The sequence below is a fragment of the Aquamicrobium ahrensii genome (genome assembly GCF_040545755.1).
GTDB classification, from domain to species: Bacteria; Pseudomonadota; Alphaproteobacteria; order Rhizobiales; family Rhizobiaceae; genus Mesorhizobium; species Mesorhizobium ahrensii.
This window is the reverse complement of the sequence record NZ_JBEPMN010000001.1, coordinates 108,030-134,096: the sequence shown is the minus strand read 5'-3', so window position 1 is coordinate 134,096 and position 26,067 is coordinate 108,030. Positions and strand designations below refer to the sequence as shown.

The window sequence follows — 26,067 nt, the reverse complement described above, 5'->3', positions numbered from 1 at the left end:
GGGGGAAACATGACCTTCATGACCGTCGCGGCTCTGATCTTCGGCTATCTGCTGGGATCGATCCCGTTCGGATTGCTTTTGACGCGTGCGGCCGGGCTGGGGGATGTGCGCTCCATCGGCTCCGGCAATATCGGCGCGACTAATGTGCTGCGCACCGGCAACAGGAAGCTCGCCGCCGCAACGTTGCTGCTCGATGCGTTGAAAGGTACGGTGGCCGTATTGCTCGTCGGCTGTTATGCGCCGGAACTCGCTCCATGGGCCGGCCTGGGCGCGTTTTTGGGCCACCTGTATCCCGTCTGGCTCGGTTTCAAAGGCGGCAAGGGTGTGGCCACCTATCTTGGCGTGCTGATAGGGCTCGCCTGGCAGGTTGCGCTTATCTTCGCCGCAATATGGCTGCTGGTCGCCGTCCTGTTCCGCTATTCGTCGCTGGCGGCGCTGTGCGCCGCCATAGCTGTGCCGATAGCCTTGTGGTTCATCGCCTCCCCGCAACTCGCCGGGCTGTTTGCGCTGATGAGCGTTATTCTCTTCATCAAGCATCGCGCCAACATCCAGCGGCTTGCCGCCGGAACCGAAGGCAGGATCGGGGCCAGAGGGTGAAACCCGCCGTACCCGGGCTGAGCGACAAACAAAGACTCGCCTGGCTGCGGCTGATCCGGACGCCGAATGTCGGACCGGCCTCCTTTCGGGATCTCATCAATCGATTCGGTTCCGCTCAGGCGGCGCTTGAAATGCTGCCCGGGCTGGTACAGTCCGCCGGCTCACGCCGGATAGTGCGCATACCCGACGAATCCGAAATCCTTCAGGAAATGGATCATGCCGCGGGATTTGGCGCGCGCTTCGTGTGCATCGGCGATCCGGACTACCCGCCCCTGCTGAAGCAGGTAGACCATCCTCCGCCCGTGCTGGCGGTGATCGGCGATGAGGCTATCTTGCGTCGCCCCGCCATTTCCGTGGTCGGCGCCCGCAATGCATCCATCAACGGCACGAAGATCGCGGATTCCCTGGCGGCACGAATAGGGCGGGAAGGCTACGCTATCATATCCGGCCTCGCGCGCGGCATCGACACCGCCGCCCACCGTGGCGGCATCGACACAGGCACCATCGGCGTGCTGGCCGGCGGGCTCGACATGCCCTATCCACCGGAAAACGCCGCCCTGTGCCGCGACATCGTTAACAAGGGCGGAGCCATCGTTTCCGAAATGCCGTTCGGCTGGCAGCCCCGCGCGCAGGACTTCCCCCGCCGCAACCGGCTTGTGGCGGGAATGGCGATTGGCCTTCTGGTGGTTGAGGCTGCAAAACGTTCAGGGTCGCTGATCACCGCCAGATTGGCGGGAGAAATGGGTCGCCTGGTTTTCGCGGTGCCCGGCTCGCCGCTCGATCCGCGCGCCGGGGGCGCCAACGGGCTGCTCAAGGACGGCGCGATCCTGACGACCGAAGCCAGCGACGTGCTCGATGCAGTCAGGCCGCTATACGGCGACGACAGCTACCCGCGGCAATTGCCGCTTGAGGAGCAGGCGGACCTTTCCGTCGCCGCGCCACCTCAGGAAGATGAGCGGCAGCTCGTTGTTGAGGCTCTTGGGCCGACGCCCGTGGAAATCGACGAAATCATCCGCCATACCGGTCTGGAACCGGCACAGGTGCAGATGGTTCTGCTGGAGCTCGATCTTGTCGGAAGGCTTGAACGCCACTCAGGCGGACACGTCTCGCTTCTGGCTTCCCAATAAAAGAAAAGTGATGCGAAGGATGGTGAGCCGGGTGGGGATCGAACCCACGACCACATGATTAAAAGTCACGTGCTCTACCGCTGAGCTACCGGCCCATCCAGACGCACGGGTGGAATCTTGATTCCTGTCGTTGAAACCACCGAAGACCAGACCATGCGGGGCATGTGTTCACCGGCGGTTTCGCAGGCTTTCCCGCCGCGAATTGCGCCGGAACATAGGGAGCGCAGCCGGGCCGGTCAACCGGAAAAAGCGGCTGTTCCCGCGCTTTCCCGGTTAACTGCCAACGAGCGGGAACAATGGCGGAAATGACGCCCCGGGATATGCATCGCGCCACGCCTTGACGGTTACGCTGGAACAATTTCACCTCGAAGGTATTATATTTTCAAAGGGACAAATCGCAGTTCAGGAGAACATGATGAAACGCATTGTTACAGGCCTGCTCGCATCGGCCATAACGCTGTCCTTTGTGGCGGTCGATATCGGCGTGGCCAACGCCGCGCCGATATATGTTCCTGCCCAGGTGCAGTCTACGATTGGCGATGTGCAGCAGGTGGATCACAGGCCGGGACATCGCGTACGTCCCCGGTTCAAACGGCCTGCCCAGCGGCAGTTTGACCGCCGCGAAGTGAACAGGCGCGAATTTCGCCGGCATTCCAATGGGAATGTGTACTGGCGCGGCCACCGCGGCTATCGGGACGCGAGGCCGGGCTACAGACGCCATGGCGACTACTGGTTCCCGCTTGCCGCCTTCGCAACCGGCATGATTATCAGTGGGGCTATCGCCAACAGCGCTCCGCCTCCTCCGGCCTATAGCGGTGGAAATGCACATGTGAACTGGTGCTACAACCGCTATCGCAGCTACAGGGCGGGCGACAACACCTTCCAGCCTTACAATGGGCCGCGCAAGCAGTGCATCTCGCCCTATTACTGATCGAATCAACACAATCGGAAAAGCCCGCGATAATCGCGGGCTTTTTTATATCAATAAGTTATGCAGTTTTTCTTAGAATTTAAATCAACAACCTCAAGCGCGCCTTGCGCCGCCTGATTCAGTTGAAAGCGTTCGGCGCACCGCATCGCGCCATCCCTTGAGTTTGGCGGCGCGTGTCGCATCATCCATTTCGGGTTTGAAGCGCTGATCAAGCGCCCAGCTTTTCGCGAATTCTTTCATACCAGGCCACACGCCTGCTTTCGATCCGGCAAGCCACGCCGCACCAAGAGCCGTCGTTTCCAGAATCGTAGGGCGATCGACAGGCGCATCGAGCATGTCCGCCAGCCTCTGCATGGTCCAGTCCGAAGCCACCATGCCACCGTCGACCCGCAAGACGGTGTCGGCGCCGTTCGACTTCCAGTCCTTGTGCATGGCGTCGAGGAGATCGCGGGTCTGATAGGCGACCGATTCGAGCGCGGCCCGCGCGAACTCCGCCGGACCGGTGTTGCGCGTAAGCCCGTAGATCGCCCCGCGCGCCTCCGCGTCCCAGTGGGGCGCTCCCAGCCCCACAAAGGCCGGCACCAGGTAGACGGACTGCGCCGGATCCGCCTGCCGCGCCAGCGGGCCGGTCTCGTCCGCCCGTTTCACGATCCTGAGACCATCGCGCAGCCATTGCACCGCAGCCCCGGCGATGAATATCGACCCTTCCAGCGCATAGGTCGTCTGGCCGTCGAGGCGATAGGCGATCGTCGTCAGCAGCCGGTTTTTCGAGCGCACCAGATCGCGGCCCGTGTTGAGCAGCGCGAAACAGCCGGTGCCATAAGTGGATTTCATCATGCCGGGCTGGAAGCAGGCTTGCCCGATTGTGGCCGCCTGCTGGTCGCCGGCAACGCCCAGAATGGGAATTGCGGCCCCGAACAGCTTTTCATCAGTCGCGCCATAGTCGTCGGCGCAATCCTTCACCTGCGGCAACAGCGAAGCCGGAATGCCGAGAATGCGAAGGAGTTCCGAATCCCACTCGTTTTTCTCGATATTGTAGACGAGCGTACGCGAAGCGTTCGTGGCGTCGGTGGCGTGCACCTTGCCGCCGGTAAGCCGCCAGATCAGGAAACTGTCGATAGTGCCGGCGAGCAACTCGCCTTTTTCGGCGCGTTTCCTCGCGCCCTTCACCTTGTCCAGCATCCAGGCGATCTTGGTGCCCGAAAAATATGGATCGAGAAGCAGGCCGGTCTTGCGGGTGAACTTCGGCTCCAACCCCTGCTTCTTCAGTTTCACGCAGATCTGTGCTGTGCGGCGGTCCTGCCAGACAATAGCGTTGTGGATCGGCTTGCCGCTCGCCTTATCCCAGATGACGACGGTCTCGCGCTGGTTGGTGATGCCGATCGCCGCGACGTCCTCGGCGCGGCATCTACCTTTCCTCAGAGCCTCCCGAACGGTGGCGACAACCGTTTCCCAGATTTCCTCCGGATCGTGCTCGACCCAGCCGGAAGCGGGATAGTGCTGGGCAAATTCCTTCTGGCCGACACCGACAACCTGTCTTTTCCTGTCGAACAGGATTGCCCGGCTCGACGTGGTTCCCTGGTCGATGGCGAGGATGAATCCGTCCACGATGTACTCTCGTCGTTGATGCAGATCGGTCTGCGGCATCTTTTCCGGTTTGACGGAAAGGATGCAAGGCTATGTTTTGAATGACTTATCCAGGATGGGGGACGGGGGCGGCTGAAACCGCCCCCGCGCAACTGTGTGAAGGATTATTCCTGCCAGCTCTTGACGAGTTCGTCATAGTCGACGGTCTGCGGCTGTTCCTTCTCGTTTTCAATCTTGAGCTGAGGCGCGATGTTGCCCTTCGCCACGGCGTCCTTGTTCCAGTATTCGAGGTCGTGCTCCTCCGCCATCTGCGGGCCAAAGTCGCCCTGGACGCCGGAACGACCGAGACGCTCCATGACCTTCTCCTGTTCGGCGCAGAGCGAATCCATGGCTTCCTGCGCGGTCTTGGCTCCCGACGACGCGTCGCCGATGGCCTGCCACCAGAGCTGGGCAAGCTTCGGATAGTCCGGAACGTTGGTGCCGGTCGGCGACCACTGCACACGGGCCGGCGAGCGGTAGAACTCGACCAGACCGCCAAGATTCGGCGCGCGCTCGGTGAAGCTCTCGTGCCGGATGGTGCTTTCGCGGATGAAGGTGAGCCCGACATGCGCCTTCTTCACGTCCACGGTCTTGGAGGTGACGAACTGCGCATAGAGCCATGCGGCCTTGGCGCGATCATCCGGCGTCGACTTCATGAGCGTCCACGAACCCACGTCCTGGTAGCCGAGCTTCATGCCTTCCTTCCAGTACACGCCATGCGGCGACGGGGCGAAACGCCATTTCGGCGTGCCGTCCTCGTTCATCACCGGAAGGCCTTCCTTGACCATGTCGGCGGTGAAGGCTGTGTACATAAAGATCTGCTGCGCAACCTCGCCCTGCCCCGGAACCGGTCCGGATTCGGAGAAGGTCATGCCCTGGGCCGCAGGCGGAGCGTAGGCCTTCAGCCAGTCCAGGTATTTCTGGATGGCGTAGACAGAGGCCGGGCCGTTGGTGTCGCCGCCGCGCGCCACGCAGGAGCCGACCGGGCGGCTGTTCTCGTCGACCTTGATGCCCCATTCGTCAACGGGCAGGCCGTTCGGCAGGCCCTTGTCGCCGTTGCCGGCCATGGACAGCCAGGCGTCGGTGAAGCGCCAGCCCAGAGACGGGTCCTTCTTGCCGTAGTCCATGTGGCCATAGACTTGTTTACCGTCGATTTCACGACCGGTGAAGAACTCGGCAATGTCCTCATAGGCCGACCAGTTGACCGGCACGCCGAGATCGTAGCCGTACTTCTCCTTGAAATCGGCCTTGTTCTTCTCGTCGTTGAACCAGTCGTACCGGAACCAGTAAACGTTGGCGAACTGCTGGTCGGGAAGCTGATAAAGCTTCTTGTCCGGCGCTGTGGTGAACGACAGGCCGATGAAGTCGTCAAGGTCGAGGTTCGGGTTGGTGACGTCCTTGCCCTCATTGGCCATGAAGTCGGTCAGGTTGCGCACCTGCTGATAGCGCCAGTGCGTGCCTATGAGGTCGGAGTCGTTGACCCAGGCGTCATAGAGGTTCTGGCCCGTCTGCATCTGGGTCTGGATCTTCTCGACCACATCGCCTTCCTGGATCAGGTCGTGCGTCACCTTGATGCCTGTGATGGCAGAGAAGGCCGGGGCAAGCACTTCAGACTCATAGGAGTGCGTTGTGATGGTTTCGGATACGACCTTGATCTCCATGCCCGCGAAAGGCTTGGCGGCGTCGATGAACCACTGCATCTCGGATTCCTGATCGGCGCGGGAGAGCGACGAGACGTCGCCGATCTCCTTGTCCAGGAATGCCTTGGCTTCGTCCATGCCTGCATAGGCGCTGCCGGCGCCGAGCAGGAGGACGATAGCTGTCGACGATGTTAGAAGCTGCCGTCGCATGAGTTTCCTCCACTGTTAAAGGTTATGCATACGCTCGGAGCGGCCGCGGCATGCGGCCGAACCAACAGTTTCTCCCCCTATACGTAGCGAAACACCGCTATGGCGTAGACTACGGAGAGAGCGAGAGCCCACCACAGGCTGGGGCCGACAAGCCCCAGCCAAGCGAGATGGATGAATGCGCTGCCAAGCAGCGATATGAAAAGGCGGTCACCGCGCGTCGTTTCGAAACGAAGCGCGCCCACTCGCGGATTTCCTCCCGGCGAGACATATTCCCACACGCTCATGCCAAGAAGCAGCAGGGCGATCACGATGAAGAAGGTGGCGGTTGGCCAGGTCCACGCCATCCAGGACAGATTAAGGTTCATGATCAGACCCTCCCGAGGGCAAAGCCCTTGGCGATGTAGTTGCGGACGAACCAGATGACGAGCGCGCCGGGGATCAGCGTCAGCACTCCGGCGGCAGCCAGCAGACCCCAGTCCATGCCTGCCGCCGAGACCGTGCGTGTCATGGTGGCGGCGATCGGCTTGGCGTCTGTCGTCGTCAGCGTGCGCGCAATCAGCAATTCCACCCATGAAAACATGAAGCAGAAGAAGCAGGCCACGCCGATGCCCGAGGCGATCAGGGGCATGAAGATCTTCACGAAGAAGCGCGGGAAGGAATAGCCGTCGATATAGGCGGTCTCGTCGATCTCCTTCGGCACGCCCGACATGAAGCCTTCAAGTATCCACACCGCCAGCGGCACATTGAACAGGCAGTGCGCCAGCGCGACGGCAATGTGGGTGTCGATCAGACCGAACGCAGAATAAAGCTGGAAGAAAGGCAGCGCGAACACAGCCGGCGGAGCCATGCGATTGGTGAGCAGCCAGAAGAACAGATGCTTGTCGCCAAGGAAGCGATAGCGCGAGAAGGCGTAGGCGGCCGGCAATGCCACGGCTACCGAAATCACCATGTTCATAACGACATAGGTGATGGAGTTGATGTAACCGGAATACCAGGAAGCATCGGTGAATATGATGCGATAGTTTCTCAGCGTCGGCTCGTGCGGGTAGAGCGTCAGCGACGAGATGATCTCGCTGTTGGTCTTGAAGCTCATATTGACGAGCCAGTAGATCGGCAGCATCAGGAACAGGATGTAGAGGGTGGGGACCAGCCACCACCATCTGGATTCCTCGCCGCGGCGCTTCATCAACCGGGCGATAGCCTCCTGCGACATGCCGGACGATCTTTCCCGGCTGGCCTGCGCCGACGCCGCCCGCTCGGTGCGTTCGTTGAAACCCGCCATATCAGCGCTCCGCGTCATAGTTGGTCATCACGGTGTAGAACACCCATGACAGCAGGAGGATGATGAGGAAGTAGACCAGCGACATGGCCGCCGCGGGTCCCAGATCGAACTGGCCGAGCGCCGTCTTGACGAGATCGATGGAGAGGAAGGTCGTGGAGTTGCCCGGGCCGCCGCCGGTAACGACGAAGGGCTCCGTGTAGATCATGAAGGAGTCCATGAAGCGCAGCAGCACGGCGATGAGCAGCACGCGCTGCATCTTCGGAAGCTGGATGTAGCGGAACACGGACCAGCGCGATGCGCCGTCGATCTTCGCCGCCTGGTAGAAGGCGTCGGGTATGGACACCAGGCCGGCGTAGCAGAGCAGCACGACGAGGCTGGTCCAGTGCCAGACATCCATGACGATGACCGTCATCCAGGCGTCGAACGGGTCCCGCACATAATTGTAGTCGATGCCGATCGCGTTGAGCGTATAGCCCAGCAGGCCGATATCAGTACGCCCGAACACCTGCCAGATGGTGCCGACCACATTCCAGGGAATGAGCAACGGCAACGCCATCAGCACCAGACAGACCGGAACGCCCCAGCCCTTGCGCGGCATGTTGAGCGCGATGAAGATGCCCAGCGGCACCTCGATGGCGAGGATGATGAAGGAGAAAATGAGGTTGCGGCCCATCGCCGCCCAGAAGCGGTCAGAATGCAACAGTTCCTCGAACCACTCAGTTCCGGCCCAGAAGAACTGGTTGTTGCCGAAAGTGTCCTGAACCGAATAGTTCACCACCGTCATCAACGGGATGACGGCCGAGAAAGCCACAAGAACCAGCACCGGCAGTACAAGGAACCAGGCCTTGTTGTTCCAGGTCTTGTCCATATCAGGCCCCCTTCCCGCTATGGTTCGCCGCGCCGTCCGTCATTTCCACACGCCATGAATCGGCATAGATGTTGATGCCGGCGGGTTCCAGACGGATGCGCGGCTCCGCCGGAATCTCGGCATCCTCGCCGACGATGGCTGCGATCGCCTGCCCTTCGAGACTGGCGCGCAGCACCTTGTGGCGGCCCACATCATCGATCCGCGTAACGGAAACCGGCATGCCTTCCCTGCCGACGCGCACATATTCAGGGCGGATGCCGAGCTCCACCTTGCCGCCGTTCAGGTTCGGCGCGCCGGGCAGTTCGATCCTCTGCCCGCCAACCTTCGCTGCCCTGCCCTCGATCTCGGCGGGCAGGAAATTCATGCCGGGAGAACCGATGAAATAGCCGACGAAGGTGTGCCGTGGCTGCTCGAACAATTCGGCCGGCGTGCCGATCTGCACGATCTGGCCATCGTACATGACCATCACGTGCTCCGCGAAGGTCAGCGCCTCGGTCTGGTCATGGGTCACATAGATCATCGTGTGGCCATAGCGCCGGTGAAGCTGCTTGAGCTGCGAACGCAGCACCCATTTCATATGCGGGTCGATGACGGTGAGCGGTTCGTCAAACAGGATCGCATTGACGTCGGCGCGCACCAGGCCCCGACCCAGCGAAATCTTCTGCTTCTGATCGGCCGTCAGGCCCCGCGCCTTGCGCTTCGCCCAGTCGGCAAGGTCGATCATATCCAGCGTCTCGCGCACTTTGTGATCGACGTCCGCCTCCCGCACGCCACGATTGCGCAGGGGAAACGCCAGATTGTCGTATACGGTCATGGTGTCGTAGATGACCGGGAACTGGAACACCTGCGCGATGTTGCGCTCCTGCGTCGACAGGCCGGTGACGTCCCTGCCGTCGAACAGAAGCTTGCCGTGCGAGGGTTTCAGCAATCCGGAAATGATGTTGAGAAGCGTGGTCTTGCCGCAGCCGGAAGGGCCGAGCAGCGCGTAAGCGCCGCCATCCTCGAAAGCGTGGTGCACCTCGCGAAGCGCAAAATGCTCCTCGCGTGTCGCATTGGGCAGATATGAATGGCGGATATGCTCCAGATCGATGCGTGCCATGCCGCGCGCTCCTATGCCGCCTGCCGCGCCGCGACCGAACGGCCTGCGGCGTCGAACACCAGAATGTGACGGGGATCGATGAACACCTCGATTTCCTCATCCGGCTGGAACTGATGGATACCATGCGCCAGCATCACCCAGCGTGCATCCGCGAAATCGAGATGGACAAAGCTTTCCGAACCGGTGATCTCGGTGACCGAAACCTTGGCGCGCACGGGAACGGAGGCGGCGTCCGTCCGCTCCAGCGACAGATGATGCGGCTGGAAGCCGATCGTATAATCGCCATCCGCAATCGAGGCGACATCGGCCGGAACCGGCAGGCTGATGCCGCCGTCCAGAAGAAAATTCGCGCCGTTCTTGACAAGCACGATGGTGTTTAGCGGCGGGTCGGCGAAGGTTCGCGCGGTCAGGAGATCGACAGGCTTGCGGAACACCTCCACCGTCGGTCCGAATTGCGTCACACGTCCTTGCGAGAGAGTAGCCGTGTTGCCGCCCAGCAGCAGCGCCTCGTGCGGCTCCGTGGTGGCGTAGACGAAGATCGTCCCCGCTTCGGCGAAGATGCGCGGCAGTTCCTGACGCAGTTCCTCGCGCAGTTTGTAGTCCAGGTTGGCCAGCGGCTCGTCGAGCAAAACAAGGCCGGCGTTCTTGACAATCGCGCGCGCAAGCGCCGTGCGCTGCTGCTGGCCACCGGAAAGATTCAACGGAGTGCGGTCAAGATAAGGCGTCAGCTTGAGCAGTTCGGCCACCCGGCGGACCTCACTGTCAATGAAGGCCTTGTCCTCGCCCGCCACGCGCAATGGCGAGGCGATGTTCTCGTAAACGGTCATTGCCGGATAGTTGATGAACTGCTGGTAGACCATGGCGACATTGCGCTTCTGCACCGGAACGCCGGTCACATCCTTGCCGTCGAACCAGATGGAGCCGGCGCTCGGCGCATCCAGACCCGCCATCAGCCGCATCAGGCTGGTCTTGCCGGAAAGCGTTGGCCCCAGCAGCACGTTGAGAGATCCGTGCGCAAGTGAAAGCGACACGTCAGCGATGTGAGTTTCGCCGCCTACCACTTTGGAAATATTGCGTAATTCCAGCACTGGACCCTCCCCCCTACTCCGCCGCGGCCGAATGCCGCCGACCAAGACCCTTCATGAATTCATCCAATCCGGCGGCCTCGGCGGATGTAAGCCGGAGGCCGCGCTTGGTCCTGCGCCACAATATATCCTCCGCCGTCATCGCCCACTCATTGGCGATCAGATAGCGAACCTCCACCTCGTACAGATCAGCGCCAAAATGGCGGCCGAGATCGGCGACCGATCCTGCAAGGCCGAGCAGCGCGCCAGCCCGCGTGCCGTAGAGACGCACCAGGCGGCGCGCGTGACGAAGCTCAAGGAAAGAATAAGCCTTTTTGAGCCTCTCCACTTCAGCTTCATAAGCGGTAGCCGGAAAGTCACCGCCCGGAAGCGGCGCCCTGGCCGTCCACGACTTTCCCTTTTTGCCAAGAAAGTCGCCGATCTTGTCGAGCATGGATTCCGCCAGACGGCGATAGGTGGTGATCTTGCCGCCGAAGGCGTTGACCAGCGGCCCCTCGTCGAGCTCGACGCGCAATACATAATCGCGCGTGGCTTCTTGCGCTTTCGACGCGCCATCATCATAGAGCGGTCGCACCGCGGAATAGGTCCAGACGATATCGGAACGCGTCACCGGCTCGGTGAAATACTCGCTGGCGGCAGCGCAGAGGTAATCCATCTCCGCATCGCTGATCTTCACGTCATGCGGATCGCCTGTGTAGTCCTGATCGGTCGTGCCGATCAGGGTGAAATCTTCCTCATAAGGAATGGCGAAGATGATGCGGCCATCCGCATTCTGGAAAAAATAGGCGCGTGGATCGTCAAACTTTTTCGGGACGACGATGTGGCTGCCCTGCACCAGCCGCACGTTGTGAACATCATTGCGGCCAAGCGCCTGCGACAGAAAACGATCGACCCATGGGCCTGCTGCATTGACGATCAGCCGCGCCCTGACCTCGTAATGGCTTTCCTCCACACGATCGTGGATCAGGACGGTCCACACGCCATTCTCGAACCGTGCGTCCTCGACCAGCGTGCGGGTACGGATATTGGCGCCGCGATCGGCGGCGTCGCGCGCGTTGAGGACCACCAGACGGGCATCGTTGACCCAGCCGTCGGAATACTCGAAAGCCCTGGAGAAAATCGGCTTGAGCGGTTTTCCGGCCGGGTCGGTGCGCATGTCCAGCGTGCGCGTCGGCGGCAGCAGCTTGCGTCCGCCAATATAGTCGTAAATGAAAAGGCCGAGCCGCAGCATCCAGGCGGGGCGCAGACCTTTGACCCAGGGCAGCACGAAGCGCATCGGCCAGATGATATGGGGCGCGTTCCGCCAGAGCACCTCGCGCTCCATCAGCGCTTCGCGCACCAGACGAAACTCGTAATATTCGAGATAGCGAAGACCGCCATGGATCAGCTTGGTGGACCCGGAGGACGTGCCACTGGCCAGATCGTCCATCTCGGCCAGAAAGACGGAATAACCGCGCCCGACTGCGTCACGGGCGACGCCGCAGCCGTTTATACCGCCGCCGACGACAAAAATGTCATAAATCGGGGTGTCGTGCACCAGATGCCTCCCACGGTTTCGCAGCGCAGCAGTTTACCCCTCGCCGCGACCGTAAGAGAATTATTTCGAACTAAATACGAATGTCAAACGAAATTACGACGCTCGTTCACGAGGCTTCGACGTCTCGATCAGGCTGACATCGGATTCCGCGCAAATCCGGCGCACTGAATCGATATCGCAACGGTCGGTGATGAAAGTGTTGACCTGCGAGAGATGCCCGATCCGCACCGGCGCGGTGCGTTCAAACTTGGTGCGATCCGATACCAGAATCACATGGCGGGCATTGGCGATAATCGCCTGCGCCACCTTCACTTCCCGAAAGTCGAAATCGAGAAGCGCCCCGTCATGGTCGATGGCGGAAGCGCCGATCACCGCATAGTCGACCTTGAACTGCCGTATGAAATCCACCGCCGCCTCGCCGACGACGCCGCCGTCAGAGCCGCGCACCACGCCACCTGCGATCACCACCTCTATGGAAGGATAGACACGCATCCTGTTGGCAACGTTGATGTTATTTGTAATGACCATAAGACCGGAGTGATCAAGCAGCGCCTTGCTGACAGCTTCCGTGCTGGTGCCGATATTGATGAACAGAGACGCGTTGTCGGGAATGAGATCGGCGGCTGCCTTGCCGATAGCGTCCTTTTCCTCCGCCGCGATCTTGCGGCGCGCCTCATATTCCATGTTCTCGATGCCGGAAGGGAACAGGGCGCCGCCATGGATACGACTAAGCAGACGCTGCTCACACAGATCGTTGAGATCCTTGCGGATGGTCTGCGGCGTGACCGCGAAATGGGCGGCGAGATCGTCAACCAGCACCCTGCCCTTGTCCTTCGCCATTTGCAGGATTTCGGCGTGGCGTGGCGACAGATACATGTCCAGCATGCTGTTTCAGCTCCGGTTTCGTTTTTTTCGCTTTTTAAACGAAAACGAAAACCGTGAACAGCGAAAAAGCTTACGTCGGGGAGCCTGCTACGGAAGCCCGGCAATTGCTGGAAAGCGGCCTTCAGAGCAAGTGTTCGCTCCTCCAAAAGGGGACGACAAGAGCCGTCACCTTCTGGCCGGCGTGCTTCTTCAGGCTCAGAAAGCGCGGAAGGTCACCGTTGTGAACGTATCCTTGATACCGGGAATAACCTGCACGCGCTGATTGACGAAGTGACCGATATCCTCTTCGTCATCGACATAGAACTTGGCCATCAGATCGTATTGGCCCGCGGTGGAATAGATTTCAGACGCGATCTCGGCATCGGCAAGCTCGCTGGCGACCTCATAAGCCTTGCCCAGCTCGCACTTGATCTGCACGAAAAACGTCTTCATCGCCTGTCCAGTCCGCATTCCGTTCCTGATGATTTTGTTGTCGCAGCTTGGCTGGCGGGTTGCAAGCCGGCCATCTGGTCCCGCTACAATGCCGGGATATCGCCCCTCGCCCAGCCTTCCGTAATCTCGGCCGCTCGATCGACAAACCGCCCGGTCTCGATGGCGTCGCGAATATCCTGCATCAGGCGTTGATAATAGGCGAGATTGTTCCAGGTCAGCAGCATGGCGCCAAGCGCCTCCTGCGAGCGCACCAGATGGTGCAGATAGGCTCTGGAATAATCGCGCGCGGCGGGGCAATCGCTTTCCTCATCCAGCGGGCGATGATCGTCGGCATGGCGGGCATTACGCAGATTGACCTTGCCGCGCCTTGTATAGGCAAGGCCGTGCCGCCCAGCCCGCGTCGGCATCACGCAATCGAACATGTCGACGCCCCGCCCCACCGACTTCAATATGTCGTCGGGTGTGCCGACGCCCATCAGATAGCGCGGCTTGTCGCCCGGCAGTTCCGGACAGGTGACTTGCAGCATTTCAAGCATCACCGCCTGCGGCTCGCCTACGGCCAATCCGCCGACCGCATAGCCTTTCAAATCCATCGCTTTCAGCGCCTGCGCCGAGCGGACGCGCAATCCGGCATCGTCGCCACCCTGCACGATGCCGAACATCGCCTTGCCCGGCTGCTCTCCAAATGCCGCCTTGCAGCGCTCCGCCCAGCGCAGCGACAGTTCCATTGCGCGCTCGATTTCCGAATGTTTAGCCGGCAGCGCCGTGCATTCGTCGAGCTGCATCTGGATGTCGGAATCGAGCAGGCCTTGAATCTCGATCGAACGCTCCGGCGTCATTTCATAGGGCGCACCGTCGATATGGGAGCGGAACGTGACCCCATGCTCGGTCAGTTTTCTCAGCTTCGACAGCGACATGACCTGAAAACCACCGGAATCGGTGAGGATCGGCCATGGCCAGCGCGCCAGCTCATGGAGACCGCCCAGCCGCGCGACGCGCTCCGCACCCGGACGCAACATCAGGTGATAGGTATTGCCCAGAATGATGTCGGCCCCGGTTCCGCGCACCTGATCCATATACATGGCCTTGACGGTGCCGCCGGTTCCCACAGGCATGAAGGCCGGTGTGCGCACGACGCCGCGCGGCATCGCGACCTCGCCGCGCCGCGCGCCTCCATCGGTCGCGATCAGCCGGAAGGAAAAATTCGTGCTCATGTCTGCTGCCTGAAAAGGAGGCTGGCGTCGCCATAGGAATAGAAGCGATAGCCGGCCGAAACCGCGTGCGCATAGGCCGCCTGCATCGTATCCAGCCCCGAAAACGCCGAGACCAGCATGAAAAGCGTGGAGCGCGGCAGGTGGAAATTCGTCATCAGCATATCGGCTGTCCTGAAGCGGTAGCCGGGAGTTATGAAGATATCCGTAGCCCCGGACCACTCCTTCAGCGAGCCGTCTTGCGCCGCCGCGCTCTCAAGCAGGCGCAGAGAAGTGGTGCCGACTGCAACGATACGCCCTCCCCGCGCGCGCGCCGCGTTCAGCGCGGCAGCCGTGTCGGCCGACACGGCGCCGCTCTCGGCATGCATCCTGTGTTCGTCGGTGTCAGCGGCCTTCACCGGCAGGAAAGTGCCGGCGCCGACATGCAGGGTGACGAACCGGCGTTCGACCCCCATTGCATCGAGTGCGGCGAACAGGTCGGGGGTGAAATGAAGGCCGGCCGTCGGCGCGGCGACCGCGCCTTCTTCGCGCGCGTATATGGTCTGGTAGTCACGGCGGTCGCGCTCGTCTTCATCGCGCTTCGACGCGATATAGGGCGGCAGCGGAATATGGCCGACGCTGTGAAGCGCCTCGTCGAGGAACGGCCCGGAAACATCGAAGCCCAGCAACACCTCGCCGCCATCGCGCTTTTCCAGAACGGTGGCGTCGAGCTGCCCGAGGAAGCAGGAATTGCCGTCATGGCCGAAATGGACGCGGTCGCCTTCGGCGATGCGCTTGCCTGGCCGCATAAAAGCCAGCCAGCGGTCAGGCGCGACGCGCATATGCAAGGTCGCCTCCACCTGCGCGACGGCTTCCCCGCGCCGGCGCATGCCCTTGAGTTGCGCGGGGATGACCTTGGTGTCGTTGAAGACAAGCACATCGCCTGCCCGAAGCAGGGACGGCAGATCGCGCACCGCCAAATCTTCAAGCGGCGCGCCTGGCGCAACCTTCAGCAGGCGCGCGGTGTCGCGCGGCTCGGCCGGGCGCAAGGCGATACGCTCTTCGGGCAGATCAAAATCGAACAGATCGACGCGCATCAGAGATAGCGCACCATCACTGCGCCGACGATAAGCAGGCAGGCACCGCCGAGACGGCCGAGTGAAATCTCGCGCATCGCCACACCGAGAAATCCGATGCGGTCGATGACCATGCCTGCAATGAGCTGCCCGGTGATCAAAAAGGCGATCAGCGCCGCAGCGCCAATACGCGGAATGAGGAGGATACTGGTGGTGACATAAACAGCGCCAAGCAGGCCGCCGGCCACGAAGAGCCACGGTTCCGGCTCGCGCCAGCCGATGGAATCGGCGTGGGCGCGGCTGACGATGAATGTCGCCACGCCCAGCACAATGGCGCCGGCAAGGAAGGAGATGGCGGCGGCCGCCAGCGGGGAGCCGAGGCTGCGCGCCAGATCAGCGTTGACCGGCGCCTGAATGGCGACGAAAGCGCCAGCAACAACCCCGAGCAACGCCCAGAAAACCCCCACCATCTCCTGTGTCCTTCAGCTTCAGGCGGCGAGGTCGGCCGCCACTTTCAGCGACACGATCTTGTCGGGATTCTGCACCGGCTCGCCGCGCTTGATCTTGTCGACATTGTCCATGCCCTCGATGACCTGCCCCCAAACCGTGTACTGGCGGTTGAGGAACGAAGCGTCCTCGAAGCAGATGAAGAACTGCGAATTGGCGGAATTCGGGTTCTGGGCGCGGGCCATGGAGCAGGTGCCGCGGCCATGGTTGACATTCGAGAACTCGGCTTTGAGGTCCGGCCTGTCGGAACCGCCCATGCCGGCGCGACCCGGGTTGAAGTCCTTCGAATCGGTCTTGCCGAACTTCACATCGCCGGTCTGGGCCATGAAGCCGTCGATAACGCGGTGGAAGACGACGCCATCATAAGCGCCTTCACGCGCCAGTTCCTTGATGCGGTTGACGTGACCGGGAGCCAGGTCGGGAAACAGTTCGATCACGACCTGTCCTTGCGTGGTTTCCATGATGAGCGCGTTCTCGCGGTCCTTGATCTCAGCCATATCGAAAATCCTTTCTGGAATAATCAGTTGTCGGACGCGATGCGCGCCTTGACGATGCGGTCCGGGTCGGCCACCGAGCCATTCTGCGCGGCCGCGCCCTTGGTGATGTTGTCCACCTTCTCCATGCCGCTCTCGACCTTGCCGATGACGGTGTAAGCGCCATTCAGAGACGGCGCGGGCGCGAACATGATGAAGAACTGCGAATTGGCGGAATTCGGATCCTGCGCGCGGGCCATGCCGACCACGCCACGCTCGAATTTCTCGCCGGAGAACTCGGCCGGCAGATCCGCAAGGTCGGAACCACCGGTGCCGACGGCGCGCGCATTGTAGCCATCTTCCATGTCGCCATACTGAACATCGCCGGTCTGGGCCATGAACCCATCGATGACGCGATGGAAGGCGACATTGTCATAAGCGCCGTCACGGACCAGCTTCCTGATCTGCTCGACATGTTTCGGGGCGAGATCGGGGCGCAGCCCGATGGTGACATCGCCGTCCTTGAGCGTCAGGACCAGCGTATTTTCCGGTTCGGCGGCAAAGGCCGGGAGCGCGGCTGCGGCAAGGCCGCCGGCCACGATGGCAAACGCCGCGAGCTTCTTGAGCATGATGAGGTATCTCCAGCTATTTCGCGAATTTGGCGTTGAGCGACGGAACGACCGCAGCCGGCACGAACGGCTCGACATTGCCGCCCATGGAAGCGATCTGGCGCACGAGTGTGGCGGTAATGGTACGCACCGAGGGGCTCGCCGGCAGAAAGATGGTCTGCAAGGCAGGGGCCATGACCTCGTTCATGCCCGCCATCTGCATCTCGTAATCCAGATCGGTGCCGTCGCGGAGGCCGCGAATCATGATGGAAGCGCCAAGCTTGTGCGCCGCATCCACCACCAGACCATCGAAGGACACGACAGCGATACGCTTCGCGTCGCCCCCGAATTCATGGGCGGCCACAGTCTCGATCAGGGCGACACGTTCCTCGAACGAAAACAGCGGCTTTTTTCCAGGATGAATGCCAATGGCTGCATAGATCCGGTCGGCGATGGCGAGTGACGCCTTCAGCACGTCCAGATGGCCGTTGGTAAGCGGATCGAAAGACCCAGCATAGATGGCGATGCGTTCAGTCATGGCCTTCGCTTCTAGAGACAGCCGAGGCCAAACGCAACGCATTGGCTTCGCCAAAGAGGTTTCCGGCAGATGAACGCAAGTGTCAGAAGCCGTTCAAGCCGAATCGCCGACCTTGCCCGGCAACAAGATGAAACCAAAGCCGCGCCCGCGCGTTACAATCGCAGGAGATACGCTCATGATCATCTATATGCTCGCCGCCGCCATGACCATCGCAATGCTGATCGCCACGGTTTTCGGACTGCATCAGGAAGCCGAGCGCAGCCGTGCCCCTCGCCGCAGACGCGGCTTCCCCCTGCGCTCCCGCAACCCTTACCAGATGTAGCGGATCCCGTTGAGCCGCAGCGGATTACTCCGCTTGCGGCTCGCCTTCCGCGCCCGAAACCGGGCTTTCGACGATCTCCTCGACACCGTCGACCTCCTCATCGCCATTGTCCTCGTCGGAACCCGGCTCGGAGATGCGCTCCACCGACACCACCTTCTCGCCTGCGGCTGTGTTGAAGATGGTGACGCCCTTGGTCGCACGGCTGGCGAAACGAATTCCGTGCACCGGCACGCGAATGACGGTGCCGCCATCCGAAACCAGCATGATCTGGTCTTCATTGCCAACCGGGAACGCCGCCACCAGCGGGCCGATTTCCTCCACCTTGGAGACATCGGTGGCGCGAATGCCCTTGCCGCCGCGATTGGTCAGGCGAAAGTCGTAGGACGACGAACGTTTGCCATAGCCGAGTTCGGTGACGGTCAGCACGAACTGTTCGTGCGTCTTCAGGAACTCGTAGCGCTCCTCGGAAAGCTGGGCATCCTCGCCAACATCCTCGTTGGTGAGCGCGATTTCCTCTTCGTCGCCATTGCCGGACAACATGCGGCGCTCGGCTGTCGAGCGCTTCAGATAGGCGGCTCGCTCCGCCGCATCGGCATCGACATTCTCAAGTATGGTCATGGAGATGGCGCGGTCGCCTTCCGCCATGGAGATGCCGCGCACGCCGACGGAATTGCGGCCGGCGAAGACGCGTACGTCCGAAACCGAGAAGCGGATGCACTGGCCCGACGCGACAGTCAGCAGCACATCGTCGTTCTCGGTGCAGGTCTCGACGCCGAGAATCTCGTCACCCTCGTCCAGCTTCATGGCGATCTTGCCATTGCGCTTGACGTCCACAAAATCGGACAGCTTGTTGCGGCGAACCGTTCCGCGCGTGGTTGCGAACATGACGTCCAGCTCGCTCCAGCTCGTCTCGTCCTCCGGCAGCGGCATGATGGTGGTGATGCGTTCGCCCTGTTGCAGGGGCAGCATGTTGATGAGCGCCTTGCCGCGCGACTGCGGGCTGCCCACAGGCAGGCGCCAGACCTTTTCCTTGTAGACGATGCCGCGCGAAGAAAAGAACAGCACCGGCGTATGGGTGTTGGCCACGAACAGCCGGGTGACGAAATCCTCGTTCTTGGTCGACATGCCCGAGCGGCCCTTGCCGCCGCGACGCTGCGCCCGATAGAGCGACAGCGGCACGCGCTTGATGTAGCCGGTATGGCTGACGGTGACGACCATGTCCTCACGCTGGATGAGGTCCTCGTCATCCATATCCGCGCCGCCATCGGCAAGCTCGGTGCGGCGCGGCGTGCCGAACTCGTCGCGAACCGCAACCAGTTCGTCCTTGACGATCTGCTGGATGCGCGCACGAGACGACAGAATATCCAGGTAGTCGCGGATTTCCTCGCCGATAGTGTTCAGTTCGTCGCCGATTTCATCCCGGCCAAGCGCGGTCAGGCGCTGCAGACGCAGCTCAAGAATGGCGCGCGCCTGCTCCTCGGACAGGTTGTAGGTGCCGTCATCATTGATGCGATGGCGTGGATCGTCGATCAGATGGATCAGCGATTCCACATCCGTGGCCGGCCAGCGGCGCTCCATCAACTGCTCGCGCGCCGTCTGAGGGTCGGGCGCATGACGGATGAGCTTGATGACCTCGTCGATATTGGCGACGGCGATCGCCAAACCGACCAGAACGTGCGCCCGCTCGCGCGCCTTGCGCAGCAGGTATTTGGTGCGCCGGCTGATGACTTCCTCGCGGAAGCTCACGAAAGCCTTCAGCATGTCCAGGAGGGTAAGCACCTCCGGCTTGCCGCCGTTCAAGGCGACCACATTGGCTCCGAACGAGGTCTGCAACGGCGTATAGCGATAGAGCTGATTGAGGATGACCTCGGCATTGGCGTCGCGCTTCAGCTCGACCACGACGCGATAGCCCTGCCTGTCGCTTTCGTCGCGAATATCGGAGATACCCTCGATGCGCTTGTCGCGCACAAGCTCGGCCATCTTCTCGATCATCGAGGCCTTGTTCACCTGGAAAGGAACCTCGGTGATGACGATGGCCTCGCGATCGCCGCGCATCGGCTCGATATCGACCTTGCCGCGCATGACGATGGAGCCGCGCCCTGTCGAATAAGCGTTGTAAATGCCGGAGCGGCCGAGAACGATGCCGCCGGTCGGGAAATCCGGACCGGGGATGATCTCCATCAGATCGGTCAGCTCGATGGCGGGATTGTCGATAAGCGCGATCGCGCCGTTACAAACCTCTGTCAGATTATGCGGCGGAATGTTCGTCGCCATGCCGACCGCGATGCCGCCGGAGCCGTTGACCAGCAGATTCGGGTAACGCGCCGGAATGACGCGCGGTTCCTGCCCCGAGGCGTCGTAAGTCTCCTGGAAATCGACGGTATCCTTGTCAATATCCCCCAGAAGCTCGTGGGCCACCCTGGAAAGCCGCGCCTCGGTGTAGCGCATCGCCGCCGGCGGATCGCCGTCGATGGAGCCGAAATTGCCCTGCCCGTCGATGAGCGGCACGCGCATCGACCAGTTCTGCGCCATGCGCACAAGAGCGTCATAAATCGAGGCGTCGCCATGCGGATGGTACTTACCCATCACGTCGGCCACAGGGCGCGCCGACTTCACATATTTGCGGTTCCAGTGATATCCGCTCTCATGCGAGGCGTAGAGAATGCGCCGATGGACAGGCTTGAGGCCGTCGCGAACGTCGGGAAGAGCGCGGCTGACGATCACGCTCATGGCGTAATCGAGGTAGGAACGCTGCATTTCCTCGATGATGGAAATCGGTTCGATGCCGTTCGGATCGCCGTCGGCACCGCGCGGTGTATCTTGGTCGGTCAAATCAGGTCACACATTCTGGGAATCATTCCTGTCTTATATAGGAACGGGCTTGGATTCTCCAACAGTGAACGATCTTTTCCAGAACTGATTTTCTACATTATTTCAAGTGGATATGCGATTTTTGCTGAAATCGTCGCAGCCGCCGCCGCCGAGCTGACGGCCATCAGCCCGAATACGCTGCCCGGCAACTGGCGCCAGCGGCGGCGTTGCGGTAGCCTGAAATGACAGGGGACATATTCACATGCCGAATTTCGACAGCCTTTTCAATGCGTTCGTCACTCTTCTCGTAACGATCGATCCGCCCGGGCTGGCGCCGATATTTCTGGCCGTGACGCGCAACATGAACCGCGCCGAGCGCAAGCAGGTCTCGATCCGCGCCAGTGTGATCGGCTTTGCCTTGCTGGCTCTTTTCGCGGTGGCGGGCGCAGCGATCCTGTCCGTGTTCGGCATCACGTTGGCTGCCTTCCGCGTCGCGGGCGGCTTTCTCCTGTTTTTCATCGCCTTCGAGATGGTTTTCGAGAAGCGGAACGACCGCAAGGAGAAAATCTCCGATGTCGCCATCACCCGCGATCATATTCACAATATCGCAGCGTTCCCTCTGGCCATTCCCCTGATCGCCGGCCCCGGCGCCATTTCCGCCACCGTGCTTTTGTCCGGTTCCTTTCAGGGATTCGTCGCTCAGGCGGCGCTGGTCGGCATCATCTTCATATGCCTGGCCGCCACCTATCTGGTGTTTCTGCTTGCCGAACGCATCGACCGCATTCTGGGTGAAACCGGCCGCTCCATTCTCACCCGTCTGCTGGGCGTGATCCTCGCGGCGCTGGCCGTGCAGTTTGTCGCGGATGGCGTGAAGGCGCTCATCGCCGGCTGATACCAGGTTCCAGCAGACATGAGTTTATCGGCAAGATCGAAGCGAATTCTTAACCCTCATTAGGGAGTTTCTCCTGAAATCAGAACATCAGGAGAAACGATATGAGCAGGATTTTGATCATCTCTCTGGCCGCTCTGTCGCTATCCGCCTGCGGTTCCTCGCAGGCGATGAGAACGGCCAGCGGCGCAGCTATCGGAGCCGGCTCCGGCGCGCTTGCCGGCGCCGCAGTCGGTGGAACCGGCGGGGCGGTGGTCGGCGGCCTTGGCGGCGCGGCGCTCGGAGCCGTGATCGGCGCCAATCAGTAAGGGCCAATCAGGTCCGAAAACCAGGACGGGCGATCGAGGTGAAAAATGCCGCCCCGCCGGTGAAACGGGACGGCGTCGACTTTTACGAAACCATCAGTCCTTGGCTGCGAGATTCGTTCCCAGGGTATCCTTGACGAACAACAGACCGACGATCAGCGACATCGCTGCAATCGCCACCGGATACCAAAGACCGAAGTAGATATCGCCCTTATAGGCGCTGAGGGCGAACACAGTGGCCGGGAGCAGCCCACCGAACCAGCCGTTGCCGATATGGTAGGGCAGCGACATGCCGGTGTAGCGGATGCGGGTCGGGAACATTTCGACCAGGATCGCTGCAATCGGCCCGTACACCATCGTCACGTAGATGACGAGGATGAACAGGATGCCGATGGTCAGCGGCCAGTTCACCTTGTCCGGATCGGCATACATGGCGAACGCACCGGAGTTCGGTATGCTGTAGGCCGTCACCTCGGTGGCGCCAGCCACCTCTTCCGCAGTGACCACCTTGTCGGCTATGGCCTGGTCGACCGGAATCGTCTTCGTCTGTCCCGCGCGGATGGCCGCGGCGTCGAGATTCAGTTCCGGATTGGCCGCAACGAAGGCGTCAAGCTTCTGGTCGGGGATCACGCTTGTGGCGCGCCGCATCGGATAGCCGCCATCCACGAGGGCGATGTTGACGCCCTTGGCGAAAGCGGTTTCCTGAGCCTTGGCGTCGTCACCGGCTGCGATGGCGTCGTAGGATTGGACCGTCTCGTCGCCGATGGTGACTGTGGCCGGGGCGCCCGGCGCGGCGTTCATCACGACGTCATATGGCACGGAGTTGCGAGTCAGAAACGATGTGGCGATATCGCAGGACGTGGTGAACTTCGCGGTGCCGACCGGGTTGAACTGGAACTTGCAGTCTCCGGGAGCTGCGGTCACCGTTGCGCGAACGTTCTGCTGCGCCGCGGCAAGCGTGGGATTGGCGGCCCAGGTCAGCGCCTTGAACAGCGGGAACGTGGTGAGAATGGCAAGCACAAAGCCGGCCATAATGATCGGCTTGCGGCCGATCTTGTCCGACAGCCATCCGAACACAACGAAGAAGATCGAGCCCACGGCAAGCGCGGTGGCGATCATGATGTTGACCGACCAGGCGTCGACCTTGAGCACGTTGGTGAGGAAGAACAGCGCATAGAACTGGCCATTATACCAAACCACGGCCTGGCCGGCAGTGAGGCCGAGTAGCGCCAGAAGCGCGATCTTAGCATTCTTCCACTGGCCGAAAGCCTCGGAAAGCGGCGCCTTGGAGGTCTTTCCCTCCGCCTTCATTTTCTTGAAGGTTGGCGATTCCGAGAGAGAAAGACGAATCCAGATCGATACAGCGAGCAGCAGGAACGATACGATAAACGGAATGCGCCAGCCCCACGCAGCGTAATCCTGCGGGCTGAGCGACGCCTGCACGAGCAGGATGACGATCAGCGACAGGAAAAGACCGAGCGTCGCCGTGGTCTGGATCCACGATGTATAGAAACCGCGACGGTCATCGGGTGCGTGCTCCGCAACGTAGGTCGCAGCCCCTCCATATTCGCCGCCGAGCGCCAGTCCCTGCAGCATGCGCAGGAAGATCAGGATGATCGGCGCGGCGATGCCCCAGCTTGCATAACCGGGCAAGATACCGACGAGGAAGGTCGACAGGCCCATGATGATCATGGTGACGAGGAAGGTGTATTTACGGCCGACCAGATCGCCTAGCCGGCCGAACACCAGCGCGCCGAACGGCCTGACCAGGAAGCCGGCTGCGAAGGCGAGAAGCGCGAAGATGTTGCGCGTCGCTTCCGGAATCGCCGAACTGAAGAACGTCGAGCCTATGAACGCGGCCAGTGAACCATACAGATAGAAATCGTACCATTCGAACACGGTGCCAAGCGACGAGGCGAAGATGACTTTCTTCTCCTCCCGCGTCATGCCACGGCTTGAACCGCCGGCTGTGGATGCCATCGCCATTGGGGATCTCCTCCATTTTGCGGCCTTCGGGACAACCCTCCTGTCGTCGTCGAAGGCGAATGGACGCGGACTCAAAAAGTGAGCGCCATCGCACAAAAAGTGACAGAAACCCGCAAAAAGCGGCACCAATCCTTTGGAATTATGACTTTGGTCTAATAAAGCGAGCTCGAATGAGCTCTGCCCCGCTCCGTGTTCAGAGCGCTTGCAGCAGGTTCACCGCCGCTCTGAAATCCCGGTGGCGCTGCGAACGGCGGGCCACGGCCTCGGCGTCCTGCCCCCAATGTTCGATCTGCCAATCCTCATCGACATGGGCGGCCAGCCATGCTTCATCCGCGTCAAGTTCATGCGCCTCGACCGCCAGCGCCAGCAAGGCCGATCCGGTAAGCGAGGTCATGACGTGCAGGGATGCGAGCCGGAAGGCATCGTTGCGTCGCGCCAGCCATGCCCCGAGAACGGCAATCGACTCCCGCGGCTGCTCGACATGCATGACGCCTTCGGCAAGGTTCAGGCGCGCTCCGATCGCCGACTGCGCCCAGTCCAGAATCTTGTCCCAATGCGTATTCTGGCGCTCGATGAGGCCCTGTGGTCCATCGGCGCGGTAGCACAGCATATCCGACGCGGCGAAGCGCAGAATGTCCTCCAAAACGGCTTGCGGATCGCTGGCCACCCCATCGATCGCCGTGTTGGCCAATCGCAGGGCCGGCATCGTCACGGGGTCGATGACCTCCACCTGAGCCTCGAACTCGTCGACGATCAGCTTGGCCGCCGCCTCTGTGGGAAGTGAAAGCAGATTCCTGCCGGGCGTGCGTACAGGCTTGCCATCAAGCCGCACAGCGAAACGATCTGCATCCTGCGCGACGCCGGCCTGCCTGTAGAAGCGTTTCGGCAAAGGCGTGCGCATCTGGATCTGCGCGCGGCGGACCGGATCGGGGTCCGAAAGATGTGCGCCTTCCTCGATGTCTTTCAGCATATCGCGCATATCGATCTCCCTGTCTTCACCCGATGGCCATGACGTACGTCGTTTCGCGCCGCGTTCATCTGCAGAAGATAAATCTCAGGCGTCATCCTCGGCGCTCTGTTCGTCGAAGCCCAGCAGGTTCCAACTCTGACGCATATGTGGCGGCATGGGCGCGGTCACGTCGATCCTGCCGCCATCGGGATGCGGAATGACGATGCGGCGCGCAAGCAGATGCAGCCGGTTCTGCATGCCGCCCGGAAAGTCCCAGTTGGTGTCGGCCTCGAAATATTTCGGGTCGCCGATGATCGGGCAGCCTATGTGAGCGGCATGAACGCGAAGCTGGTGCGTGCGCCCCGTATATGGCTCCATCTCCAGCCAGGACAAAGACTGCGCCGCCTGTTCGACAACGCGGTAGAACGAGACGGCGTGATCCGCGCTCTTCTCGCCGTGCCTGGCGACCCGCATGCGGTCGCCGTCCGGCGTCTGCTCCTTGACGAGCCAGGTGGAAATCTTGTCCTCGCGCTTGGGCGGAACGCCCTTCACCAGCGCCCAGTAGGTCTTTTTTGTTTCGCGGGCGCGGAACGATTCCGACAGCTTCATCGCCGCCAGCCGGCTGCGCGCCACAACGAGAACGCCCGACGTATCCCGGTCGAGCCGGTGAACGAGACGCGGTTTCTCACCCTTCTTGTTGCGCAAGGCCTCCAGCATGTCGTCGACGTTGCGGGTCACGCCCGAGCCGCCCTGCACCGCCAGTCCCGCCGGCTTGTTGAAGACGTAGACCTTCGGGTCTTCGTGCAGCAGCATGCGCGCGAGCACATCGCCATCGTCCTGATTGCGGATCGAATAGCCGGTCATCTGGTCGCCGGCTTTTCGGTCCACGTCGAGCGGTGGAATGCGGATGACATGGCCGGGCTCGACCCGCGTATCGGCCTTGGCGCGTCCGCCATTGACCCTGACCTGCCCAGACCGCAGCAGCTTTTGCAGATGGCCGAAGCCGAGGCCCGGATAGTGAGCCTTGAACCAGCGGTCGAGCCGCATGCCGGCTTCGCCGGTCTCAACCGTTATCTGTTCTACGCCTGCCATGA

General features: G+C 61.4%; 27 protein-coding genes and 1 tRNA gene. 7 read left to right on the top strand and 21 right to left on the bottom strand.

Annotated elements, in window-relative coordinates:
• Positions 1-9 precede the first annotated feature (9 nt).
• Positions 10-597, top strand: coding sequence for a glycerol-3-phosphate 1-O-acyltransferase PlsY (gene plsY, locus ABID44_RS00700; RefSeq protein ID WP_354149764.1), 588 nt, complete (start codon positions 10-12; stop codon positions 595-597).
• Positions 594-1,724 carry a DNA-processing protein DprA gene (dprA, locus tag ABID44_RS00695; RefSeq protein ID WP_354149763.1) on the top strand — a complete coding sequence of 377 codons (1,131 nt, stop codon included), beginning with the start codon at positions 594-596 and terminating at the stop codon, positions 1,722-1,724. Before plsY ends, dprA begins: the two co-directional genes overlap by 4 nt.
• Positions 1,725-1,744: 20 nt before the next feature.
• Here the strand turns inward: dprA and ABID44_RS00690 are convergent.
• Positions 1,745-1,819: transfer RNA gene (locus ABID44_RS00690), tRNA-Lys, on the bottom strand.
• Between the two features lie 320 nt (positions 1,820-2,139).
• Between ABID44_RS00690 and ABID44_RS00685 the strand changes: the two genes are divergently transcribed.
• Positions 2,140-2,655 (top strand): BA14K family protein, encoded by a 516-nt coding sequence (locus ABID44_RS00685; protein ID WP_354149762.1) that lies wholly within the window; start codon positions 2,140-2,142, stop codon positions 2,653-2,655.
• Positions 2,656-2,748: 93 nt separating this feature from the next.
• On the opposite strand, the gene glpK is transcribed toward ABID44_RS00685, so the two are convergent.
• The 16 genes from glpK to coaD form a co-directional block, all read right to left on the bottom strand.
• Positions 2,749-4,263: a glycerol kinase GlpK gene (gene glpK, locus ABID44_RS00680; RefSeq protein WP_354149761.1), complete on the bottom strand. Its 1,515-nt coding sequence runs from the start codon at positions 4,261-4,263 to the stop codon at positions 2,749-2,751.
• Between the two features lie 143 nt (positions 4,264-4,406).
• Positions 4,407-6,131 (bottom strand): ABC transporter substrate-binding protein, encoded by a 1,725-nt coding sequence (locus ABID44_RS00675; protein ID WP_354149760.1) that lies wholly within the window; start codon positions 6,129-6,131, stop codon positions 4,407-4,409.
• 77 nt (positions 6,132-6,208) lie between these two features.
• Positions 6,209-6,496 carry a DUF2160 domain-containing protein gene (locus ABID44_RS00670; RefSeq protein WP_354149759.1) on the bottom strand — a complete coding sequence of 96 codons (288 nt, stop codon included), beginning with the start codon at positions 6,494-6,496 and terminating at the stop codon, positions 6,209-6,211.
• A gap of 2 nt (positions 6,497-6,498) precedes the next feature.
• Complete coding sequence (locus tag ABID44_RS00665; RefSeq protein WP_354149758.1) at positions 6,499-7,413, bottom strand: carbohydrate ABC transporter permease; 915 nt, start codon at positions 7,411-7,413, stop codon at positions 6,499-6,501.
• A gap of 1 nt (position 7,414) precedes the next feature.
• Positions 7,415-8,281 (bottom strand): carbohydrate ABC transporter permease, encoded by an 867-nt coding sequence (locus ABID44_RS00660; RefSeq protein WP_354149757.1) that lies wholly within the window; start codon positions 8,279-8,281, stop codon positions 7,415-7,417.
• Position 8,282: 1 nt separating this feature from the next.
• On the bottom strand, positions 8,283-9,380 hold the full coding sequence (locus ABID44_RS00655) for an ABC transporter ATP-binding protein (protein WP_354149756.1): 1,098 nt from the start codon (positions 9,378-9,380) through the stop codon (positions 8,283-8,285).
• An 11-nt stretch (positions 9,381-9,391) separates the two neighbouring features.
• On the bottom strand, positions 9,392-10,468 hold the full coding sequence (locus tag ABID44_RS00650) for an ABC transporter ATP-binding protein (protein ID WP_354149755.1): 1,077 nt from the start codon (positions 10,466-10,468) through the stop codon (positions 9,392-9,394).
• 13 nt (positions 10,469-10,481) lie between these two features.
• Complete coding sequence (gene glpD / locus ABID44_RS00645) at positions 10,482-12,002, bottom strand: glycerol-3-phosphate dehydrogenase (RefSeq protein ID WP_354149754.1); 1,521 nt, start codon at positions 12,000-12,002, stop codon at positions 10,482-10,484.
• A gap of 93 nt (positions 12,003-12,095) precedes the next feature.
• Positions 12,096-12,878 (bottom strand): DeoR/GlpR family DNA-binding transcription regulator, encoded by a 783-nt coding sequence (locus ABID44_RS00640; RefSeq protein WP_354150174.1) that lies wholly within the window; start codon positions 12,876-12,878, stop codon positions 12,096-12,098.
• A 204-nt stretch (positions 12,879-13,082) separates the two neighbouring features.
• On the bottom strand, positions 13,083-13,319 hold the full coding sequence (locus ABID44_RS00635) for an Lrp/AsnC ligand binding domain-containing protein (protein WP_354149753.1): 237 nt from the start codon (positions 13,317-13,319) through the stop codon (positions 13,083-13,085).
• A gap of 83 nt (positions 13,320-13,402) precedes the next feature.
• Positions 13,403-14,533: a tRNA guanosine(34) transglycosylase Tgt gene (tgt, locus tag ABID44_RS00630; protein WP_354149752.1), complete on the bottom strand. Its 1,131-nt coding sequence runs from the start codon at positions 14,531-14,533 to the stop codon at positions 13,403-13,405.
• Positions 14,530-15,606, bottom strand: a complete 1,077-nt coding sequence (queA, locus tag ABID44_RS00625) for a tRNA preQ1(34) S-adenosylmethionine ribosyltransferase-isomerase QueA (RefSeq protein WP_354149751.1) — start codon at positions 15,604-15,606, stop codon at positions 14,530-14,532. The genes tgt and queA overlap by 4 nt, the downstream gene beginning before the upstream one ends.
• Positions 15,606-16,055: a DMT family transporter gene (locus ABID44_RS00620; RefSeq protein ID WP_354149750.1), complete on the bottom strand. Its 450-nt coding sequence runs from the start codon at positions 16,053-16,055 to the stop codon at positions 15,606-15,608. The genes queA and ABID44_RS00620 overlap by 1 nt, the downstream gene beginning before the upstream one ends.
• 18 nt (positions 16,056-16,073) lie before the next feature.
• A complete protein-coding gene (locus ABID44_RS00615; protein WP_354149749.1) occupies positions 16,074-16,589 on the bottom strand; it encodes a peptidylprolyl isomerase in 516 nt (171 codons plus the stop codon).
• 23 nt (positions 16,590-16,612) lie between these two features.
• Positions 16,613-17,194 carry a peptidylprolyl isomerase gene (locus tag ABID44_RS00610; RefSeq protein ID WP_378226687.1) on the bottom strand — a complete coding sequence of 194 codons (582 nt, stop codon included), beginning with the start codon at positions 17,192-17,194 and terminating at the stop codon, positions 16,613-16,615.
• A gap of 16 nt (positions 17,195-17,210) precedes the next feature.
• Positions 17,211-17,711 (bottom strand): pantetheine-phosphate adenylyltransferase, encoded by a 501-nt coding sequence (gene coaD, locus ABID44_RS00605; protein ID WP_354149748.1) that lies wholly within the window; start codon positions 17,709-17,711, stop codon positions 17,211-17,213.
• Between the two features lie 175 nt (positions 17,712-17,886).
• Here coaD and ABID44_RS00600 point away from each other — a divergent pair, with 175 nt between their 5' ends.
• Complete coding sequence (locus ABID44_RS00600) at positions 17,887-18,033, top strand: hypothetical protein (RefSeq protein WP_354149747.1); 147 nt, start codon at positions 17,887-17,889, stop codon at positions 18,031-18,033.
• A 24-nt stretch (positions 18,034-18,057) separates the two neighbouring features.
• Here the strand turns inward: ABID44_RS00600 and gyrA are convergent, their stop codons facing one another.
• The gene (gyrA, locus tag ABID44_RS00595) at positions 18,058-20,865 is read right to left on the bottom strand and encodes a DNA gyrase subunit A (protein WP_354149746.1); all 2,808 of its coding nucleotides are present in this window, start codon (positions 20,863-20,865) and stop codon (positions 18,058-18,060) included.
• Between gyrA and ABID44_RS00590 the strand changes: the two genes are divergently transcribed.
• The 3 genes from ABID44_RS00590 to ABID44_RS00580 all read left to right on the top strand — a co-directional run bounded on the left by ABID44_RS00590 (position 20,854) and on the right by ABID44_RS00580 (position 22,041).
• Complete coding sequence (locus ABID44_RS00590) at positions 20,854-21,090, top strand: hypothetical protein (protein ID WP_354149745.1); 237 nt, start codon at positions 20,854-20,856, stop codon at positions 21,088-21,090. The two genes, gyrA and ABID44_RS00590, sit on opposite strands and share 12 nt — an antisense overlap.
• 16 nt (positions 21,091-21,106) lie before the next feature.
• Positions 21,107-21,736 (top strand): MarC family protein, encoded by a 630-nt coding sequence (locus tag ABID44_RS00585; RefSeq protein ID WP_354149744.1) that lies wholly within the window; start codon positions 21,107-21,109, stop codon positions 21,734-21,736.
• 101 nt (positions 21,737-21,837) lie between these two features.
• A complete protein-coding gene (locus tag ABID44_RS00580; protein ID WP_354149743.1) occupies positions 21,838-22,041 on the top strand; it encodes a YMGG-like glycine zipper-containing protein in 204 nt (67 codons plus the stop codon).
• A 93-nt stretch (positions 22,042-22,134) separates the two neighbouring features.
• Here ABID44_RS00580 and ABID44_RS00575 read toward each other — a convergent pair whose 3' ends face one another.
• The 3 genes from ABID44_RS00575 to ABID44_RS00565 all read right to left on the bottom strand — a co-directional run bounded on the left by ABID44_RS00575 (position 22,135) and on the right by ABID44_RS00565 (position 26,065).
• Positions 22,135-24,024, bottom strand: a complete 1,890-nt coding sequence (locus ABID44_RS00575; RefSeq protein WP_354149742.1) for an MFS transporter — start codon at positions 24,022-24,024, stop codon at positions 22,135-22,137.
• Positions 24,025-24,217: 193 nt separating this feature from the next.
• Positions 24,218-25,003 (bottom strand): ATP12 family chaperone protein, encoded by a 786-nt coding sequence (locus ABID44_RS00570; protein ID WP_354149741.1) that lies wholly within the window; start codon positions 25,001-25,003, stop codon positions 24,218-24,220.
• Between the two features lie 75 nt (positions 25,004-25,078).
• Positions 25,079-26,065, bottom strand: coding sequence for an RluA family pseudouridine synthase (locus ABID44_RS00565; protein WP_354149740.1), 987 nt, complete (start codon positions 26,063-26,065; stop codon positions 25,079-25,081).
• Between the last annotated feature and the right edge of the window lie 2 nt (positions 26,066-26,067).